The 16843-nt window shown below is 58.5% G+C and carries 17 protein-coding genes; 4 read left to right on the forward strand and 13 right to left on the reverse strand.

Annotated features, from left to right (window positions below; all coding sequences use genetic code 11):
* Window positions 1–5: 5 nt before the first annotated feature.
* Together ACMU_RS03580 and atzF are read right to left on the reverse strand one after the other, a co-directional pair.
* The gene (locus tag ACMU_RS03580; RefSeq protein WP_035256294.1) at window positions 6–1607 is read right to left on the reverse strand and encodes an ABC transporter substrate-binding protein; all 1602 of its coding nucleotides are present in this window, start codon (window positions 1605–1607) and stop codon (window positions 6–8) included.
* Window positions 1608–1645: 38 nt separating this feature from the next.
* Window positions 1646–3442 (reverse strand): allophanate hydrolase, encoded by a 1797-nt coding sequence (atzF, locus tag ACMU_RS03585; protein WP_035256296.1) that lies wholly within the window; start codon window positions 3440–3442, stop codon window positions 1646–1648.
* Window positions 3443–3580: 138 nt separating this feature from the next.
* Here atzF and ACMU_RS03590 point away from each other — a divergent pair, with 138 nt between their 5' ends.
* The 4 genes from ACMU_RS03590 to ACMU_RS19980 all read left to right on the forward strand — a co-directional run bounded on the left by ACMU_RS03590 (window position 3581) and on the right by ACMU_RS19980 (window position 5471).
* Window positions 3581–4483, forward strand: coding sequence for a LysR family transcriptional regulator (locus ACMU_RS03590; protein ID WP_035256299.1), 903 nt, complete (start codon window positions 3581–3583; stop codon window positions 4481–4483).
* 394 nt (window positions 4484–4877) lie between these two features.
* Window positions 4878–5099 (forward strand): SH3-like domain-containing protein, encoded by a 222-nt coding sequence (locus tag ACMU_RS03595; protein WP_051587902.1) that lies wholly within the window; start codon window positions 4878–4880, stop codon window positions 5097–5099.
* The gene (locus tag ACMU_RS19975; RefSeq protein WP_051587904.1) at window positions 5089–5325 is read left to right on the forward strand and encodes a hypothetical protein; all 237 of its coding nucleotides are present in this window, start codon (window positions 5089–5091) and stop codon (window positions 5323–5325) included. The genes ACMU_RS03595 and ACMU_RS19975 overlap by 11 nt, the downstream gene beginning before the upstream one ends.
* Complete coding sequence (locus tag ACMU_RS19980) at window positions 5322–5471, forward strand: nitrile hydratase subunit alpha (protein ID WP_456151126.1); 150 nt, start codon at window positions 5322–5324, stop codon at window positions 5469–5471. Before ACMU_RS19975 ends, ACMU_RS19980 begins: the two co-directional genes overlap by 4 nt.
* Here the strand turns inward: ACMU_RS19980 and ACMU_RS03605 are convergent, their stop codons facing one another.
* From ACMU_RS03605 to ACMU_RS03655, 11 genes are all read right to left on the reverse strand, one after another.
* On the reverse strand, window positions 5472–5807 hold the full coding sequence (locus tag ACMU_RS03605; protein ID WP_035256301.1) for a cupin domain-containing protein: 336 nt from the start codon (window positions 5805–5807) through the stop codon (window positions 5472–5474).
* Window positions 5800–6462, reverse strand: coding sequence for a cysteine hydrolase family protein (locus tag ACMU_RS03610; protein WP_201769866.1), 663 nt, complete (start codon window positions 6460–6462; stop codon window positions 5800–5802). Before ACMU_RS03610 ends, ACMU_RS03605 begins: the two co-directional genes overlap by 8 nt.
* The gene (locus ACMU_RS03615; protein ID WP_236626189.1) at window positions 6462–7937 is read right to left on the reverse strand and encodes an ABC transporter ATP-binding protein; all 1476 of its coding nucleotides are present in this window, start codon (window positions 7935–7937) and stop codon (window positions 6462–6464) included. The genes ACMU_RS03610 and ACMU_RS03615 overlap by 1 nt, the downstream gene beginning before the upstream one ends.
* Before the next feature lie 29 nt (window positions 7938–7966).
* A complete protein-coding gene (gene biuH, locus ACMU_RS03620; RefSeq protein WP_035256306.1) occupies window positions 7967–8644 on the reverse strand; it encodes a biuret amidohydrolase in 678 nt (225 codons plus the stop codon).
* A complete protein-coding gene (locus ACMU_RS03625) occupies window positions 8641–9657 on the reverse strand; it encodes a formamidase (protein WP_035256308.1) in 1017 nt (338 codons plus the stop codon). Before ACMU_RS03625 ends, biuH begins: the two co-directional genes overlap by 4 nt.
* 12 nt (window positions 9658–9669) lie before the next feature.
* The gene (locus tag ACMU_RS03630) at window positions 9670–10593 is read right to left on the reverse strand and encodes an ABC transporter permease (RefSeq protein WP_035256310.1); all 924 of its coding nucleotides are present in this window, start codon (window positions 10591–10593) and stop codon (window positions 9670–9672) included.
* Window positions 10590–11693 carry an ABC transporter permease gene (locus tag ACMU_RS03635; protein WP_035256312.1) on the reverse strand — a complete coding sequence of 368 codons (1104 nt, stop codon included), beginning with the start codon at window positions 11691–11693 and terminating at the stop codon, window positions 10590–10592. Before ACMU_RS03635 ends, ACMU_RS03630 begins: the two co-directional genes overlap by 4 nt.
* A 4-nt stretch (window positions 11694–11697) precedes the next feature.
* Window positions 11698–12807 carry a BMP family ABC transporter substrate-binding protein gene (locus ACMU_RS03640; protein ID WP_035256313.1) on the reverse strand — a complete coding sequence of 370 codons (1110 nt, stop codon included), beginning with the start codon at window positions 12805–12807 and terminating at the stop codon, window positions 11698–11700.
* Between the two features lie 218 nt (window positions 12808–13025).
* On the reverse strand, window positions 13026–14438 hold the full coding sequence (locus ACMU_RS03645) for a 3'-5' exonuclease (RefSeq protein ID WP_035256316.1): 1413 nt from the start codon (window positions 14436–14438) through the stop codon (window positions 13026–13028).
* Between the two features lie 2 nt (window positions 14439–14440).
* Entirely contained in the window at window positions 14441–14959 is a 519-nt protein-coding gene (locus tag ACMU_RS03650) for a hypothetical protein (RefSeq protein ID WP_035256318.1), read from the reverse strand.
* 4 nt (window positions 14960–14963) lie between these two features.
* Window positions 14964–16784, reverse strand: coding sequence for a DUF294 nucleotidyltransferase-like domain-containing protein (locus ACMU_RS03655; protein ID WP_035256320.1), 1821 nt, complete (start codon window positions 16782–16784; stop codon window positions 14964–14966).
* Between the last annotated feature and the right edge of the window lie 59 nt (window positions 16785–16843).

Here is a 16843-nt window from a genome sequence, read left to right on the forward strand (position 1 = left end):
TTTGACTACACTGGTTTGATTGGACGAACGTCGAGTTGACGGTGGAACCAGAATTCGTAGTCATCCGCACCATTCAACGCGACGTTCAGGGCCGGTTGCCAAAGTGGAATGCGTGGCAGTTCGTCCAGCGCGATCTCGAACATGCGTTTGACGTTGGGCGTATAAGCCGGATCATCAACTGGGATATGCAGCGTGGTATCGACCAGGGTCTCGATCTCTTCGTTGCGATAGTTTGACGAATTGAACAGGTGCCCGTCTTTGTACGCCCAGAAGAAGTAGTAATCCGGAGTGTCCAGCCAGCCGCCAAAGCCTTCAAGGTGAAACGCAAGACGCTTTTCAACCAGCGAGGCCGTGCGCCAATCTGCGCCTGGGATTTTGTCGATGGTTACCGTAATGCCAATCTTGGCAAGGCTTTCCTGAATCAAAAGCGCCGCAGGTTCCATCCAGTCAAGTTGGTTCAGACTGATCGAAAACGGCACTTCAAAGCCGTCCGGATAGCCTGACTTCGCCAGATGCTCTTTGGCTTTGTCGAGATCTTCGTAGTACCCGGTCTTGCGCGGCCACGCGATGTCGCTGCGCTCGGTCTCTTCGCCCCAAAGCGGGGCGCCACGACCATAAGCTGCGACCTGAAAAATCGATTCATAAGGGATCGCATAGGCCACGGCCTTGCGCACATCACTGTCGGTGAAGGGAGCGAAATTGGTGTTTAGGCCGATACAGTTGATGCAGTTCGCAATGGGAGTAGAGTTGACTTCCAGCTTCTCGGACAGTTCCAGCGCGTCTTTCGAAGGAATGTTGAACGAGACCTGTGCGTCGCCGCGTTCGATCACTGCACGGCGGGTTGCCGAAGACGGCACTTCGCGAATGACGACACGTTTATAGGCCGGGGTCGGGCCGCTGGCCCAATCGTCGAAACGTTCGTAGACCAGTTGTTCGCCAGGTGTCCAACGGGCCACTTTGAAAGCCCCGGATCCAATAGTATTCTTGTGCAGGTACTCGGTGGCCCAAGGGTCATCAGCCGTTGCATTGGCCATGGCAACCTTCGAGTTGATCACAAAGGGAATTGGCACCGCAAGATCCGGAATCGCCAGTTTCGACGGGAAGTCGAGTGTGATCTGGAAGGTTTTATCATCAAGCGCGGCAAACTGATCTGGTCGGGTAAAGCCGCCTGCTTTCATCTGGACGGCTGGAAATCCGCCCAGCGATACGGCGCGGTCGAAAGACCATTTCACGTCTGCGGCTGTTACGGGGCTGCCATCCTGGAAAGTGGCATCGCGCAAAGTGAATGTCAGAACCAGTCCATCGTCGGACACAGTCCAGCTTTCCGCCAATTCGGGCTCTACTTTGGAGTAGTCAAACTCAAGTCCACCACCAGATGACGGCTTGGTACCAAAGGACACCAATCGGTCATAGCAGTTGATCGCTACCTGATAGCTGGGCCGGTTCGTACCAGTGCGGTGAAGATCGAGGCTGTTAATTGTTTGGCCGTTTACGGCCACCAGCACGTCGTCACCCGCAGCCGCGGCGGGCAAAGCACGCAAGAAAGGAAGGGTGGCGGCTGTCACCGCCCCGGTTTGTAGAAATCTGCGTCTTGATACGTCGGTCATAAGTAACATCCATGTTGGGGCGCATTGCGCGTTGTCGTTCAGGCATTCACTGCCAGGTATTTTCGCCAATCTGCGATGGCGCTGATGTCTTCTGCTGCCTCGGTGGCAAAGGCTTCGCACAGGAACCCCTGCACCAAGTCACCATCGGCCAGAGTCAGCGTTCCGATGCCCAACGGAGCAGGAATTGTTTTCATGAAGCTCCCGAACGCGGTGACCGGCATGTCCCACAGTTCTAGTGCCACAGAGGCACCGGAACCCGGGGTGGTGCGGACCAGTCCCGGACGAGCGATGCCCGATCCGGGAAGGGCAAAGAAACTGTAGTCGGGCGCGGTAGCGTCTGTTTTGACGAAACGGGCGCCGCGCTCGGTCAAGGTATGGTTCAAGGGCAGGCCGGACATGTGTGCTCCACAGACCGCAACACGAATTACCGTTTCGGCAGGGCTGCTTGGCAGTTGCGCAGGCTCAATGGTCCAATCTGTGCCACCCAACTTGCGGTCGCCCCAAGCTTCGACTTGTGTTGCAAGAGCTGCGACCTTGGCATCTGCACCCGCCTCGGCAATGAAGGTCACGCTGCCGGGACGACCGTCAGGTCGGGCGGGTGTTGGCGCTGTAATCGCGCACAGGTTCATCAGGTTGACGAAGTTGGTGTAGGTGCCCAGCATGTTGTTTGGACCCATTGGGTCAGCCTCCAGATCAGCGACCGAGGCAAAGGTCGGGATACTGGGGACACACAGCGCATCGCAGGCGTCGATCAGGGGCGCAATCCCGTTGGCGAGCTCTTTCAGCTTGTAGTACCCCTTGAACGCGTCCGCGGCCGTTTTGCCAACCGCCGAACCGATGATTTTGCGGGTCACCGGAAAAAGCGCATCAGGGTTGTTGGTGATCAGGTCTTCGGTTGCGACATAGCGCTCGGCCACCCACGGGCCGAAATACAGCATCTCAGCAATGTCGTAGAGCGGAGTGAAGTCGATCTCGCGGATCGTAGCGCCTGTCGCTTTGAGGGCTTCAACCGTTGCTGTGAAGGAACCATCCTGAGCCGCGTCACCCTCGAACCGGATGCTAGCGGCGGAAGGGATGCCGATGATCAGGTCCGAAGGTGGCGCAACAAGGGACGGCGTTTCGACCGCGCAAGCATAGCTGTCTGCGGGGTCGTATACGGCAGCGACCGCATAAGCGGCATAGGCATCCGAAACTGTCAGTGCAAAGATCGAAATTGTGTCGAGGGTCCGGCAAGCGGGTACCATCCCCGTTGCAGAGAGCGCACCGAGGGTCGGTTTCAATCCGACAATGTTGTTCAACGCGGCAGGTACGCGACCCGAACCCGCAGTATCCGTGCCCAAGGAAAATGTTGCAATTCCGTGGGCCACAGCCACGCCAGAGCCTCCGGACGATCCACCGGGTACAATGTCGGGGTCGATTGCGTTCTTAGGCGCGCCATAGGGCGTGCGCACACCCACCAGTCCGGTTGCAAATTGATCAAGGTTCGTTTTGCCGATTAGCAAGGCCCCGGCATCCAGAAGCTTTTGCACGACGAACGCGGTTTTTTCGGGGACATAGGCGAAATCGGGGCAGGCAGCAGTGGTCGGTGCACCGGCAACATCGATGTTGTCCTTGATCACAAAAGGCACACCAAAAAGCGCCTTCTCCGGGTTGTAGTCACCCAACGCTTCGGCCTGAGCCAGCAGGTCTTCTTTCGCAAACAGGTGCAGAAAAATGCCCGGATCGGCCACGTCTTCAATTCTTGCATAGACCTGTTCGATGATCTCGGAAGGTGTCGTACCCTTGGCATAAGCGCCGTGCAAAGATGTTAGAGTGAGCGGTATTTCAGCTCTCATGCCTTATTTCCCATCATTTCTGGTGACATGTTCGATTCATCATGTCTGCAGAAACAGCTTTCGGCGGCGGAGGTGCGAACACAAATGCTATAAATTCAACAAACCGGTGCAGAAAACGCACCGCTATGTGGGAACGACATGCGGCATCTTAAGGATTACGAGTTCATCGAAGGCGTTCTTCGGGCCGGATCAATTCGGAAGGCCTCGGAAGACATGCATATTACGGCCTCGGCATTGAACCGGCGGATCAACAAGTTCGAGGAAGAATTCGGATACGAGATCTTTGAACGATTGCCTCGCGGGGTTCGGTTGAACCCGGCAGGAGAATTGCTGTTGCATCATATTCGGGCACAACGCTCGGACTTTGCGCGTTTGAAGTCCCAGGTTGCCGATCTGTCCGGGGTCCGCCGCGGCCATGTTTCGATTGCCTGTTCCCAAGCTTTGTTGCCATTTTTTTTGCCACGCCAGATTTCGCGCTATCGCGGCGATCATCCGGGTGTGACCTTCACGGTTAACGCGCGGGATCGCGTCGAAGCCGAGCGGGAGCTATCCGAATTCGCCAGTGACATTGCATTGGTGTTCGAACCGCTGACCATGGTTGATTTCGAAGTCGTCTTTGCCATGGCGCAACCTATTCATTGCGTGATGCGGCGCGATCATCCGTTAGCCGGTGAACAACAAATACGTTTGCGCGACGCGCTCAGCTTTCCCCATGTTGCTCCATCCGAAAAATTTGCGGTGAGGGTACTGTTGGAAAATGCGGCACATCGCTTGTGGTCCAGCAAGATTACCCCTTTGATTGAATCCGAAAGCTTTGATTTCATGCGTCACTACGCCGAATGGGAAGACATGGTCAGCTTCCAGTTTCCGATCGGGCTGGACATGGAGCGGCATGGAGACCTTATCGCACGTCCGCTGGATGTGCGCGATGTCGAACCAGGAAACCTTTTGCTGGGTCAATTACGTGGACGCACCCTGCCGGTCGCATCAGCACGCTTTATGCGCGAACTTATGCGTTCTTTGCGGACGCACCTGAACTGAATTACGAGGACAGATTGATTTCTATCCACGACAGAGGACCCCGCGACTATCAAGATATTGGCGGCAACGATGGTGGCGAGATACCCAAAGTTGAATTGCCTTGGCTGCATTGGGAATAAAAGGTCGAAGCGATCCGGGCGCTGCTGGGGGATGGGACGCGGCGCGTCGTTTTTGGGCGAAGAGAAATACGACGGCCTTTCATTATAGCGTCACCGACTGGAGGCGATGACGGACATATTGATCAAAAAAGTCGTTCTAAGACGCGCGGAACCGGACGCTTCCATTGCCAAAACGCGCACCCGTTGGGAAGGCACGCAATGACCCGCTTAGCCCCCGGCGACAGGGTTCGCGTTCTTGCGTTTGGCAAAATGGACATATGCGTTTTCCAGACTAAGTGTGTGAGAAATTCGGCTTCGTTCAGCGTCCTTGTGGCCGTTACCAGAACCCCGAAAACTTGGCCGTAGGCGACCCAGGCGGTCTGGCGATTGACCTGTATCGCGTGCGCTTTCGGCAGGTTGAGCTTTGGCCAATTGAAGACTATCCCGCGCAGGAGCGTTTGATCCTTGAGGCCTATGAGCATTGGCTGGAACAACAGGAGGCGCGCCATGACCCATGACCGCGACGGCCTTGTGATCGAAGACGACACCGGCAATGTCGAAGCGCAGATCATCGTGGTCAAGAATTCGAACAATCAGCATCACCGGTACACTGAGTTCGTGCTATCGCCGTTTGATACAGGGCCAGCCGCCGTCATGGTACATCTCAAAGGCATATCGCGCCCGGTCGGTACGCGCCGCGCATGGTTTTGGCAGAGTTTGGGCTGGAATTGCCGTCTGATATGACCCTCAAAGTGCATGACGGCAATGCCGACATGCGGTGCCTCGTGTTACCGCAACAGCCGTCGTGGTCCGAGCGGGGGAGCATTGAGGATTTGCAGGCTCTTGTCACCCGCGATTACGTGGTAGGGGTGGCTCGCGATTTTGTTTGATCACTCTGTGAAGCGAACGGGCTGCGACCAGTTCAACAATACAACGCAGCCATCTTCGCTGTGTACAGAATGACGGCTGCCTGCTGGGCTGATCACCACGTCGCCCCTCCGGTAAGTGCCGAACTCATCGGATTGAGAGCCTTCCAACACGACGATCATCTCGGGGCCCATGTGTTCGTGCATGGGCACTTGGGCGCCCGGTTCGTAACGCAGGACAGCAATGGCGGGCGCGCCATCCAGAAGACGACCAATGGTAATGCCGTCACGAAACGGTTCAAAATTCAGCGTCTTCCATCCGCCGTTCAGCATGTCGCGCAGCAGCTTGGGTTCAAGCATTCAGCGCCTCCAATATCCGACCCGTGGGGGTGGCCCAGCCGACAATGCCACCTTGGGCAATGATCATCTGAATGGCGGCGGCTTTGAACTCGGCAAAGTAGCTTTCGGTGGCATCTGTCGCCAGCAAACAATCATAGCCGCGGTCATTTGCTTCGCGCATGGTGGTTTGCACGCAGACCTCGGTTGTAACGCCGGCAAAGACAAGCTGTTTCAAGCCCATCTTTTGCAGATGCGTTTCGAATTCTGTGCGGCAGAAGGCGCCTTTACCGGGTTTGTCCAGCACCAATTCGTCGGGCAGGGGGGCAAGTTCAGGGATGATCTCTGCCCCGGGTTCGCCAGCAACCAGAATGCGCCCCATCGGGCCGGGATCTCCAATGCGGATGCTGGGTGCACCCCGGTCGCGTTTTGCGTCTGGCAAGTCTGACAAATCGGGTTTGTGGCATTCACGGGTGTGGATGACGGCCAATCCAGCTGCCCTGAAGCCGTTAATCAGTTGCGCGACCGTGGGAACGATTGCCCCAAGGCGAGAGACATCATTGCCAAGCGTTTCACCAAAACCGCCGGGTTCGACAAAGTCGCGCTGCATATCGATCACAACCAGACCAAGTGTCTCGCGTTCGCATGGAAAAGGAAAAGGCTCTGCCAGAATGTCCATCACGCGTGCCCCGCCATGTAAGAGCCGACCTCGCCCGCATGGGTTGCCCCCGCCTCGGCTGCAAAGGCGAGGTGCCCTTCACTCATAACGACGATGCGGTCAGCCAGCTCAAAGATCTCGTCCAGATCTTCACTGATCAACAAAATGGCGACGCCACGATTTCGGGCTTGCATCAGTCTTTCCCGCACAGCGGCTACAGCATTGAAGTCCAACCCGAAACACGGGTTCGCAACGATCAGCAAATCAACATCGCCGCTAAACTCGCGCGCCAGTACGGTGCGCTGTACGTTCCCGCCGGACAAGGTTGCAATCGGTACATGCGGCGACGGTGCCTTGACTTCGAAGTCGTCAATCCGACGACGGGCAGTTCGCAACATCTTGCGACGGTTTTGCCAAAAGATCGAACCGTCCGGCCCTCGGTCGAACTCGCGCAGGGCAAGGTTTTCTGCCACGCTCATTCGTGGGGCTGACGCGTTCTTTAATGGTTCTTCGGGCAGGTAGCGCACCTTTAGATCGTGAACTTCGGTTCGCGTCGCACCAAAGGGTTGGCCCTTTACCTCGATCTGTCCGCCCGTCAGGGTGCGCTGTCCTGTCAGCATCTCCATCAATTCGGTTTGACCATTGCCAGAAATACCGGCCACACCTACGATCTGCCCGGCCTGAACGGTTAGATCGTCGATGGCAATGCCTTTGGGGCCAGACAAAGCGGGGGCTTGGGCGTCTTTCATCGCCAGAACCACGGAACCGGGGGTGCCGGTTCTTTCCAACTCGGCCCGCGCGATAGTTTCTCCCATCATCATTTCGGCCATTTGTTTGTCGCTCAGATCAGCCACTCGTCCTGAACCCACCATCTTGCCACGCCGCAGGACCGTAACATCGTCGGCAAAGCTACGTACTTCGCGGAACTTGTGTGTGATGAGCAGAACGGTGATCCGTCCCCCCTCGCACAATGCGCGGATATGGCTCAGCACCTCGTCTGCTTCGGCAGGTGTCAGAACAGAAGTTGGTTCGTCCAGGATAAGAAAACGGCTGCCAAGATACAGTTGCTTTACGATCTCAAGCTTCTGTTTCTCGCCGGCCGACATTCGACTGACCGGGCGGTCCAGAGGCGGTTGAAAAGGAAGGTCAGCAAGGAACGCGTCTAAAGCCGCGCGTTCAGTGTTCCAGTTGATCACCTGCGGTGCATCCGCCCGGCTGATCACGAGGTTCTCGGCCCCCGTCAGCGAAGGCACCAGCGTAAAGTGCTGGTAGACCATACCAAGCCCAAGCCGCTGCGCGTCCACTGGGTCGGCCACGCGTGCCTCATGCCCGTCGATCAACAGGCCCCCTTCGGTCGCGTGGTAAAACCCCATGATGCATTTAACCAAGGTGGATTTACCTGCACCGTTTTCTCCAAGCAAAGCGTGAACCGTTCCGGGTTTGATACGCGTAGTCACGTTGTCCAAAGCGGTGAACGCGCCGAAACGCATAGTCATGCCAACGGTTTCAAGCCCGATGGCCTGCATCATACCAGCCCCGCAATCAGGGCGTTGCTGTCGGAAACCGCGCCGAATACACCGCCTTGCATTGTGACCATCTTGATTGCCGCGTCATGGTTGCCGCGGTCGGTTGCCCCACAGCAATCTTCCAGCACCACGCATTCGAATCCACGGTCGTTGGCCTCGCGCATTGTGGTCGAGACGCAGACATCGGTGGTGATACCGCAAATGATCAGGTTCTCGATCCCGCGGGTGCGCAAGATCATCTCCAGATCGGTTGCGCAGAAACTGCCCTTGCCCGGCTTGTCGATGATCGTTTCGCCGGGCAGTGGATAGAGCTCGTCGATAATGTCCCATCCCGGCTCGCCGCGGATCAGGATCTTGCCACAAGGGCCCGGATCGCCGATGCCCGCACCGATCTGCTGGCTGCGCCAGCGTTTGTTGGCCGGCAAGTCGGAAAGGTCGGGGCGGTGGCCCTCGCGGGTGTGCAGGATGTGATAGCCCTTGGCGCGCATCGCCGTCAGCACCGCCTTGATCGGCGCAATCGGCGCGCGGGTCAGCGACAGGTCGTACCCCATCGCATCCACATAGCCACCTTTGCCGCAGAAATCGGTCTGCATGTCGATGATGATCAGCGCGGTGTTTTCCGGGCGCAGGTCGCCGTTATAGGGCCATTTATAGGGATGGCTTTCGATGGTGGTCATTCCGCGGCCTCCTTGGCGGTTTCACCAAAAAGGCGCGTGGGTTCGGGAAAGCCGAAGCCGGTGCCGTCGGTGGTCTTGACCGCGTCCTCCCAAGGCAGCCGGTACTGCCCGGCGGCCAGATCGGTCATGTAGGTATAGGGGCAGTCCTGCGCGCCGCCTTTCACCGCCACATAGCCGCGATGGCCGAACTGGTAGATGTTGTTTTCAACCCCCCAGTTCAGGCGCGCCTCGCGGATCAGGTCGGGGCGCAGTTCGGCGGTGATGATCTCATCTGCGCGGCCCGAGGTGCCATGGGCGATGATCTGGCCATCGAAATTGACGATCATGCCCTCGCCCATGCTGTCAAAGGTGCCGTCGCTGCCGCACATGCAGACATTGGCCGTGGCCATGAGATTGCAGAAGGCGTTGGACTGGTTGGTGAATTTCCAGCTGTCGCGGATCGGGGCGGTATAGCCGGCGGTGCGGATCATGATCTCGGCGCCCTTATAGGCGCATTCGCGCGCCATTTCGGGGAACATGCCGTCATGGCAGATAATCAGCGCAATTTTTGAGCCGTTCGGCCCGTCGCAGACCGGGATTCCCTGGTCGCCGGGCTCCCACGGCTCAACAGGCACCCAGGGGTGCATTTTGCGGTAGTAGAGCCGTATTTCACCCTGATCGTCGATGATAAGACCCGAGTTATAGGGCATGCCGCCGGGGTTCAGTTCCATGATCGAAAAGCAACCCCAGATACTGTGTTCGACGCAGGCGGCCTTGAAGGCGGCAACCTCGGGTCCGTCGAGGCTGCACATAATGTCGGGGTTGGTATCCATCGACAACCCATGCAGCGCGTATTCGGGAAAGACCACCAGATCCATGGTGCCCATGTTGCGCCGCGCCTTGCCAACCATATCCACGATCTTCTGCGTTTGCTTCGCCAAGTCATCGGGGGTCACGACAACTGGCAACTGCAACTGCACCATGCCGATAACCACGCCATGCTCTGACTTGTTCAAACCGCCTAGGCCATTCATGACACACTCTCCTTACTTGGTGATCGACAGTTCACCCGGTGCGCCTTCCATGGCTTTGCCGGGGGATGAGGTGAAAATGAGCAGCACCAAGGTCAACACGTAAGGGGCTGCGAAAAAAAGGTAATATCCAGAGGTGAAGCCGACGGTCTGCAGAGCCGGACCCAATGCGCCGGCTGCGCCGAACAAAAGTGCCGCGAACAGGCACATAACAGGGTTCCATCGGGCAAATATCACCAAAGCCACGGCCATCAGGCCCTGTCCGGAAGAAAGGCCTTCGTTCCAGCTGCCCGGGTAATACAGCGAAAGATAAGCCCCAGCGACGCCGGCAAAGGCACCACCCGCTGCAGTGGACCAAAGCCGAACGCGGTTCGGCGACAGACCTATGGCACGTGCCGCATCCGCGCTGTCGCCGACCACACGGATTCGTAGGCCCAGTGCAGCGTTTCGGAACATCCATGCCATGGCAAAGGCCAGCAGAATACCGACGATGAACAGAGCGTTCACTTCAAGAGCCGCGCGGATTTGTGGAATTTCCGACCACCAGCCGAAAGAAATGGCCGGCAGATCTGGTGCAACAGGCTGGATGTAGGGTTTGCCAAAGAAGAAAGCCAATCCCAAGCCAAGCAACATCAGCGCGATGCCCATTGCGATGTCGTTCACTCCTTTGAACCTGCAGAGCCAGCCGTGAAACAGGCCAAATACCGCACCGGCCAGTGCAGCAGCGACCACACCGATCCAGGCCGAGCCACTTTCGAACGCGATCGCGTAACCCGCCATTGCGCCAAAGACCAACGTGCCTTCGAGCCCCAGATTGATGCGGCCAGAACGTTCAGTCAGGCATTCACCCAGCGAGACAAAGAGGAACGGGGTCGAAACACGAATAGCGCCACCCAACATGGCAACCGGAACTGCCCAGATGCCCAGATCTTCTGTCATGCTTTGCCCCCCCAAAGGTCAGGCCGGAAAATGCGGAGCCGGCCATAAAGCGTCTCGCTGAGCAGCAGCACAACGAAGACAATCCCTTGCATCACCAAAATTGTGGCATCCGGCAGATCCATCCGGCGTTGAATCAGACCTGACGAAGCTTCGAACCCTGCAAGCAAGACCGCCACCGGAATGATGGCGATGGGATTGTGACGTGCCAGAAAAGCCACAAGGATACCGGTGTAACCATAACCCACAACCAGTGATGCATTCGCCGCACCATGTGTCGCCGTTACCTCGAAATACCCGGCAAGCCCGGCCATGGAGCCACCCAATGCAGTGAAACCGATCACCAATTTACCGACCGGCAGAGATTGCACCTGTGCCGCCCGGATATTGCCCCCGGCCACGCGCGCGGCAAAGCCGATGGTGGTGCGGTCCAACAGGATCCAACACAGGAAACAGCACAAAACGCCAATACCAAGCCCCCAATGCACTTCTATTCCAATGGGCATGTCGCCAACGCGCAGGCTGTCAGGCAACGGCGCAGTGGATGGTTTGTTCAGGCTGGCCGGGTCACGAAATGCGCCTTCGACCAGATGGTTCATCAGAGCAATCGCGATATAGGCCATCAGCAGCGATGCAATGGTCTCGTTCACCCCGCGTTTAATGCGTAGGAAACCAATGGCCCCGATCCATGCACCGCCAATGACCATAGCCGCGGCAGCCATCAGGATCAGGCCGATTGCGCCAGGCAGGGCGCCGCTCCAAACACCCATCACCGCTGCGGCCAATCCACCCAGTGCAATCGCCCCCTCGCCCCCGATCACCACAAGGCCCAACCGGGCGGGCAGGGCGACACATAAGCCGGCAAAAAGCAGTGGTGCGACCCGCGACAAGGTGTTCTTCCAGGAAAACCCGGTGCCGAAACCCGCCTTATAGACCAGTGCAAAGAAGTCGACAGGTGATCTGCCGAGAAACAAAAGAAACACCGCAAAAAGCCCCAATCCCACGACCAGGGCTCCGATTGGAATGATGACGGCCTCCAGCCGCGGCACCCAGATAGAGAGTGCCGCCGGAAACACCGTGCGAGAGGCCGTTACGTCGCTCATTCGATCAACTGGTCGAGCCGATGACGCCTTCCACGAGGTAGTCCATGCTTTCAAGCGCGATGTCGTCTTCGGCAAAGGCCTGCCCTTCTGCCGCAATCACATTGCCAGAATTGTCCTTCAGCGGCCCTTTGATAACGGAGTAGCCACCTTTCATGATCTCGGCCTTCGTGGCCTCGAACTGAGCACGGGCCGCGTCTGACACGGCGGGGCCAAGGGGGCTCATTTTGACAAACCCGTCGGCGATGCCACCGCGAACAAAATTGTCGATTGTGCCGCCCTCCATGACAGTTTTTACCATGCCGGTGTAAACATCGGCCCAGTTCCATTCTGCCCCGGTCAGGTACATCTCAGGGGCCAGCGGCGATTGGTTCGCGTGGTAGCCACAGACATAGGAACCGCGCGCGGCGGCGGTTTCCATAACCACTTTGGGCCCGTCGACGTGGCACGTAATGACGTCACACCCCTGATCGGCCAGCGCGTTTGTCGCCTCGGCCTCTTTCACGGCCAGCGACCATTCACCGGTAAAGATAACCTGGCAGGTGATCTCTGGATCCACCTGGCGGGCGCCCAACAGGAACGAATTAATATTTAGCAGAACCTGCGGGATGGGCTTGGCCGCAACGAAGCCAATTTTCTTGGTTTTCGTAGCGTGACCGGCCGTGATCCCGTTCAGGAACTGACCCATGCCGATATACCCAAAGTAGCTGCCTACGGTCATTGGATGTTTGTCGGCCGACCACAGACCCGCTGCGTGCTGGAAACGCACATCGGGGTATTTAGGCGCAACTTCAAGGATATGCGGATCAAAGTAGCCAAAGGACGTGGGGAAGAGCAGCGATGCGCCATCAAACTGGATCATCGACTCCATCGTGCTCTGTACATCTACGGTTTCGGGAACGTTTTCTTCTTCAATCACGGTCACACCAGCCATTGCCTTGACCGCGGCCGCACCCTCGGCATGCGCTTGGTTGTAGCCGAAATCGTCCTTCGGACCGACATAGATGAAGCCCACGGTCAGATTGTCGGCTGCAAGCGTCCGACCGGGCAACATTGCTGCGGCACCCAGAGCGGCAGATGACGCAAGAAGAGAACGGCGATTGAGTTTCGTGTGCATGAGAGACCCCCAGTCAGTTGTGCGAAGTTAAAGAAAGGTTACGAGGCCAAAGGGGTGCTGACTTCTGCTCATTTTCTGCCGGTCCGGTGAAAAAAATGCACCGCCCAGAAAGGCAGGCTCAAGGATGGGGGTGTTTGATCCCGGAAACGGTTTTCGACCAGGCTTTCCGGAGAAATGGCTGTTCGGGCCCAGAAATCCGTTTTTTGAAGCGCTGAAAATTACCCGTTCAGGTCTTTCAACAGGCGGCCATGTTTACGCGTTTCCTGAAGCAACTGGCCGAAAGTTTTATGCCCTTTGGCCTGCACCAACGGCAGCAGCTTCACCAACGCCTCGGCCGTGGCAATTGCGTCCCCCATCGCCGTATGTCGATGCGCGGCCGGGATCGTGATCGACAGACGGTCGCACAGCGCGTCCAACGAGTGTTCCTCGGTTGTGCCGAAAACGGCCGCTGACAACAAGACGGTGTCAAGCACGGGGTGCGTCCATTCAACCCCCATTTGCGTTTCAGAGGCCCGCAGCAAGCCGATGTCAAACGGCGCGTTATGGGCCACCAGAACCGCGTCGCGGGCGAAATGGTGAAAGGCGCGCCCGGCCGCGCCGATGTCTGGCGCATCGGCCACGTGGGCGTCGGTCACATGGTGGATCTGGGTCGATGCCGGCGGGATCGGGCGGCCCGGGTTGACGTAGCTGTCGAAGACCTCGCCATCCACCACCCGCCCGTTCAGAACCCGCACGGCCCCGATCTGTACAATCGAGTCCTTCTCGATCGACAGACCGGTGGTTTCCGTATCGAACACGACGAAGCAGAAGTCGGACAGGGGGGTGTCGCGGATATCCTTGGTCGCGTCCCGGTTCATCAACGCGAAATCAAACACCAGCGGGCGCGAGGCCGTTTGGTCCACCGGGTGCGCCTCGGCATCGATAAAGATCATATAGCCTTCGTTGCTCAGCGCCTTGATCCGCGTTTCGAACACATGCTGTCCGATGGCAGAGGGCAGGGATGCCGGAACCTCGACAATGTCGCCCTGCAATTGCCGAAAGGCAGAACGCAGGGCGTCGGGGTCGAAATAGTCTGCGATGGGCGCTCGCAGGCGCAATTGGGCAACACCGGACAGGATGTCGGCGGCCTGCCTGTCATACAGCACAATCTCCTGCGCTTTGCTGAGCAGGATCGTGGCCACAGGGGCCTCGGTCAGTACCGCGGTCAGGCGTTCGGTCTCGACCTTCAGGCGCTGGGTTTCTGCGGCGATCTGGGTGGCCATCTCGGTGACCGATGTGTCGGCGGTGCGGGCAAGGGCCTGCGCGGCAGGGGCCAGATCACCTAGATACCGGGCCTCTTTGGTGTCCAGATCCGCCTTGACACCGGAATGTGCGCCAAGGCGCAGTTTCGACGACAGCTGTTCAATCGGCTTGGCGACGTTTTCGTCAAACAACAGCCAGATGGCCAGGATCAGTCCGGTGTTCAGGAAGGCAAACAGGATCAGGGGCGTCACGAAAGGGCCAAGGGGCAGGGGCAGGTCGGCGCGCATCCAGCCAAAGATCATCGATCCCGCCGCCAATCCCACCCCGCCAATGGCCAGCAAGGCGAAGAACAGGAAAACCCGAAACCGAAGGCTGAGACTGGAAAACATGGTCAGGTTTCACATACCAGCGTCAGGATCGGGTCATCGGCGGGCATTCCCTGCCAATCCGCGTCGGATACCGTTCCGTCATCCGAAAAACTGGCCCCGTCGATCAACAGCGCCGACCGGGCGCCGGCGCAATCCAGCAGGACGGGGGCCTGGTTCACCGGCGACCAGCGGCCAAAAAAGTAGAGATCGGCCAGGCGCTGATCGGGCAGGTTTGCGTTCTTGCGCACCGTTGCCACGTCAACCGCCACGAACCGTTCGGTATAGGGCCACAATTGGGTCCAGGGTCGGAACCAGCTTTGTTCGTCCACTGTTGAGGCGATGGTGATCCCGTCGGGCAGCTGTTCGGCAGTGCGTTCAAACCAGGTATACTCGTTCGAGATGGTCATCCCGATCATGCCCAGACCCGCCGCAACCGGCATGATCCATTTGGGCAGCCGTTTGCCGGTCAGGATGTTCAGCAACATGGCCACACCGGCGCAGGCGATCCCGGCAAAAACGGTGGCAATCAATTCTATGAACATACGGTCACCCCAATGCAGATTTGCCCGAACCAACCGCCGATTGCATGGTCTTTACGACCAGAAATGCATCCCGCAGGTGGCTGCGCTCAAAGTCCGAAAGTTCGGACGGGTTCAGATAGTTGCCGGGCGTGTCGCCGGCTTTGATTTGTGCGGCCTGGTGCTCCAGACGTGTGGTTGCGATCAGGTCGTAGGCATCGATCAGGTCCGCCCCGCCAGAGGACGACAAGACCCCCTCGGCCACGGCAGCCTCTAGCCGGGCATGGGTGTTGACCGGGCGTATCTGACCCTGCAGCGCATAGATGCGCCCAAGATCCACCACGGGCACAACGCCGTTATGTTTCAGGTCCAAATGGTTGCGATGGGTGCCCGAACGGATTGTCGCCAAGCCCCTCAACAGGCCCAGCGGCGGATGGTGCTTTAACGAGTTCGAGATCATGTGCGCCGCGAAAATCGAGTTCTCGGCCGCGGCTTTCAGGGTGTCCGTATGCAGGGTGTCAAACAAACGCGTGTCGCCGCCGATGGGGCGCAGGTCAAACATGACCGATGCCAGCATCTGCGCCTCGGGGTTGGGCTTGGCAATCCATGCCTCGAAATACGCGCGCCATTCGCGCAGGGGCTGACACCAGCGCGGGTTCGTCGCCATCATGTCACCGGGGCAGTAGAAATAGCCGCATTGGTCCAGACCGTCGCTGACAAACTTGGCCAGCTTGGCAAAGTACGGCATCTGCGCATCGGTCACATCGTCGGACAGGATCATGCAATTGTCCTGATCCGAGACGCCGGTTTGTTCCTGCCGCCCCTGGCTGCCGCAGGCCAGCCAAAGATAGGGCACCGGGGCGGGGCCAAGCTGTGCCTCGGCCAATGTCAGCAGGCGGCGGGTTACGGTGTCGGCAATGTCGGTGATCAACCGGGTGACGGCCTCGTGACGGATGCCGGATTCCACCAGTTGCACCAACAGTTTGGGGATCTCGGCCGTGGCGCGTGACAGCTCGGCGGCGTCGGCGGCTTTGGCGGCGCGGCCGACAATATCGGCCGACGAAATCGCCTGCGCTCGTGTCAGATCGGTTTGCGTGACAATGCCGGTCAACGTGCCATTGTCCAGGATCGGCACCTGCCGGATGCTGCGTTCAACCATCATGTGCAAAACATCCGTGACCAGCGCATCTGCGCCCAGCGTCAGGGGATCGGCGGTCATGATGGTGGAAACCGGCGCGTTCGGGTCGACACCGCCTAGGATCACCTTGGCGTTCATGTCGCGCAGCGTGACGATGCCGCGAAAATCGCCCGTATCGCCAATGCAAACCGAGGATATGTTGCGGTCGGCCATATGTTGCGCCACCTGGCGGATCGGGGCCGAAGGCGGGCAGCTGATCGGATCGCGCGTCATCAGGGTTTCCACCCGCATGGTGCCGATATCGGGGGTGCCAGCACGCGCCGGGCGCCGGCGATCAAAGAAGCGCGCCACAGGTGTGTGCTTGTCGATCAGGTCAAAGAACGTGGCGGTGGGCAGGACAATCAGCGTGCTGTCGCGGGTCGCCGTTGCCACGCGCTGGGCCGATTGGCCCCGCAAAAGGGCGCGTTCGCCAAACGAGTTCCGGGGGCCCAGAATGGACAGCTGAATGCCCGCCTCGTCGGTGATTTCAACCTCGCCCTCGGCAACGATGTACAGGCTGGCGATGTCGTCGCCGATTTGAAACACCGTGTCTTGCGTCGCAAATGTCTCGGCCTCGCACAGCTCCGCTAGGGCGGTGAAAGCGGGTTCCGGCAAGCGGTCATAGGGATGGACCGAGGCAAGGAACTGGATCAGATGATCCGGAAGCGGCATGGTACATGGCTTTCATCTGGTGCCCTGCCCACTTTGGGGCGGGCAGGGCGGATCCATCA

Source organism: Actibacterium mucosum KCTC 23349 (assembly GCF_000647975.1).
GTDB classification, from domain to species: Bacteria; Pseudomonadota; Alphaproteobacteria; order Rhodobacterales; family Rhodobacteraceae; genus Actibacterium; species Actibacterium mucosum.

Excerpts from the sequence above, each read along its gene's own strand:
- ACMU_RS03580 (WP_035256294.1), bottom strand. The coding sequence starts at position 1,607 with ATGACCGACGTATCAAGACGCAGATTTCTACAAACCGGGGCGGTGACA.
- atzF (WP_035256296.1), bottom strand. The coding sequence starts at position 3,442 with ATGAGAGCTGAAATACCGCTCACTCTAACATCTTTGCACGGCGCTTAT.
- ACMU_RS03590 (WP_035256299.1), top strand. The coding sequence starts at position 3,581 with ATGCGGCATCTTAAGGATTACGAGTTCATCGAAGGCGTTCTTCGGGCC.
- ACMU_RS19975 (WP_051587904.1), top strand. The coding sequence starts at position 5,089 with ATGACCCATGACCGCGACGGCCTTGTGATCGAAGACGACACCGGCAAT.
- ACMU_RS19980 (WP_456151126.1), top strand. The coding sequence starts at position 5,322 with ATGACCCTCAAAGTGCATGACGGCAATGCCGACATGCGGTGCCTCGTG.
- ACMU_RS03605 (WP_035256301.1), bottom strand. The coding sequence starts at position 5,807 with ATGCTTGAACCCAAGCTGCTGCGCGACATGCTGAACGGCGGATGGAAG.
- ACMU_RS03610 (WP_201769866.1), bottom strand. The coding sequence starts at position 6,462 with ATGGACATTCTGGCAGAGCCTTTTCCTTTTCCATGCGAACGCGAGACA.
- ACMU_RS03615 (WP_236626189.1), bottom strand. The coding sequence starts at position 7,937 with ATGACTATGCGTTTCGGCGCGTTCACCGCTTTGGACAACGTGACTACG.
- biuH (WP_035256306.1), bottom strand. The coding sequence starts at position 8,644 with ATGACCACCATCGAAAGCCATCCCTATAAATGGCCCTATAACGGCGAC.
- ACMU_RS03625 (WP_035256308.1), bottom strand. The coding sequence starts at position 9,657 with ATGAATGGCCTAGGCGGTTTGAACAAGTCAGAGCATGGCGTGGTTATC.
- ACMU_RS03630 (WP_035256310.1), bottom strand. The coding sequence starts at position 10,593 with ATGACAGAAGATCTGGGCATCTGGGCAGTTCCGGTTGCCATGTTGGGT.
- ACMU_RS03635 (WP_035256312.1), bottom strand. The coding sequence starts at position 11,693 with ATGAGCGACGTAACGGCCTCTCGCACGGTGTTTCCGGCGGCACTCTCT.
- ACMU_RS03640 (WP_035256313.1), bottom strand. The coding sequence starts at position 12,807 with ATGCACACGAAACTCAATCGCCGTTCTCTTCTTGCGTCATCTGCCGCT.
- ACMU_RS03645 (WP_035256316.1), bottom strand. The coding sequence starts at position 14,438 with ATGTTTTCCAGTCTCAGCCTTCGGTTTCGGGTTTTCCTGTTCTTCGCC.
- ACMU_RS03650 (WP_035256318.1), bottom strand. The coding sequence starts at position 14,959 with ATGTTCATAGAATTGATTGCCACCGTTTTTGCCGGGATCGCCTGCGCC.
- ACMU_RS03655 (WP_035256320.1), bottom strand. The coding sequence starts at position 16,784 with ATGCCGCTTCCGGATCATCTGATCCAGTTCCTTGCCTCGGTCCATCCC.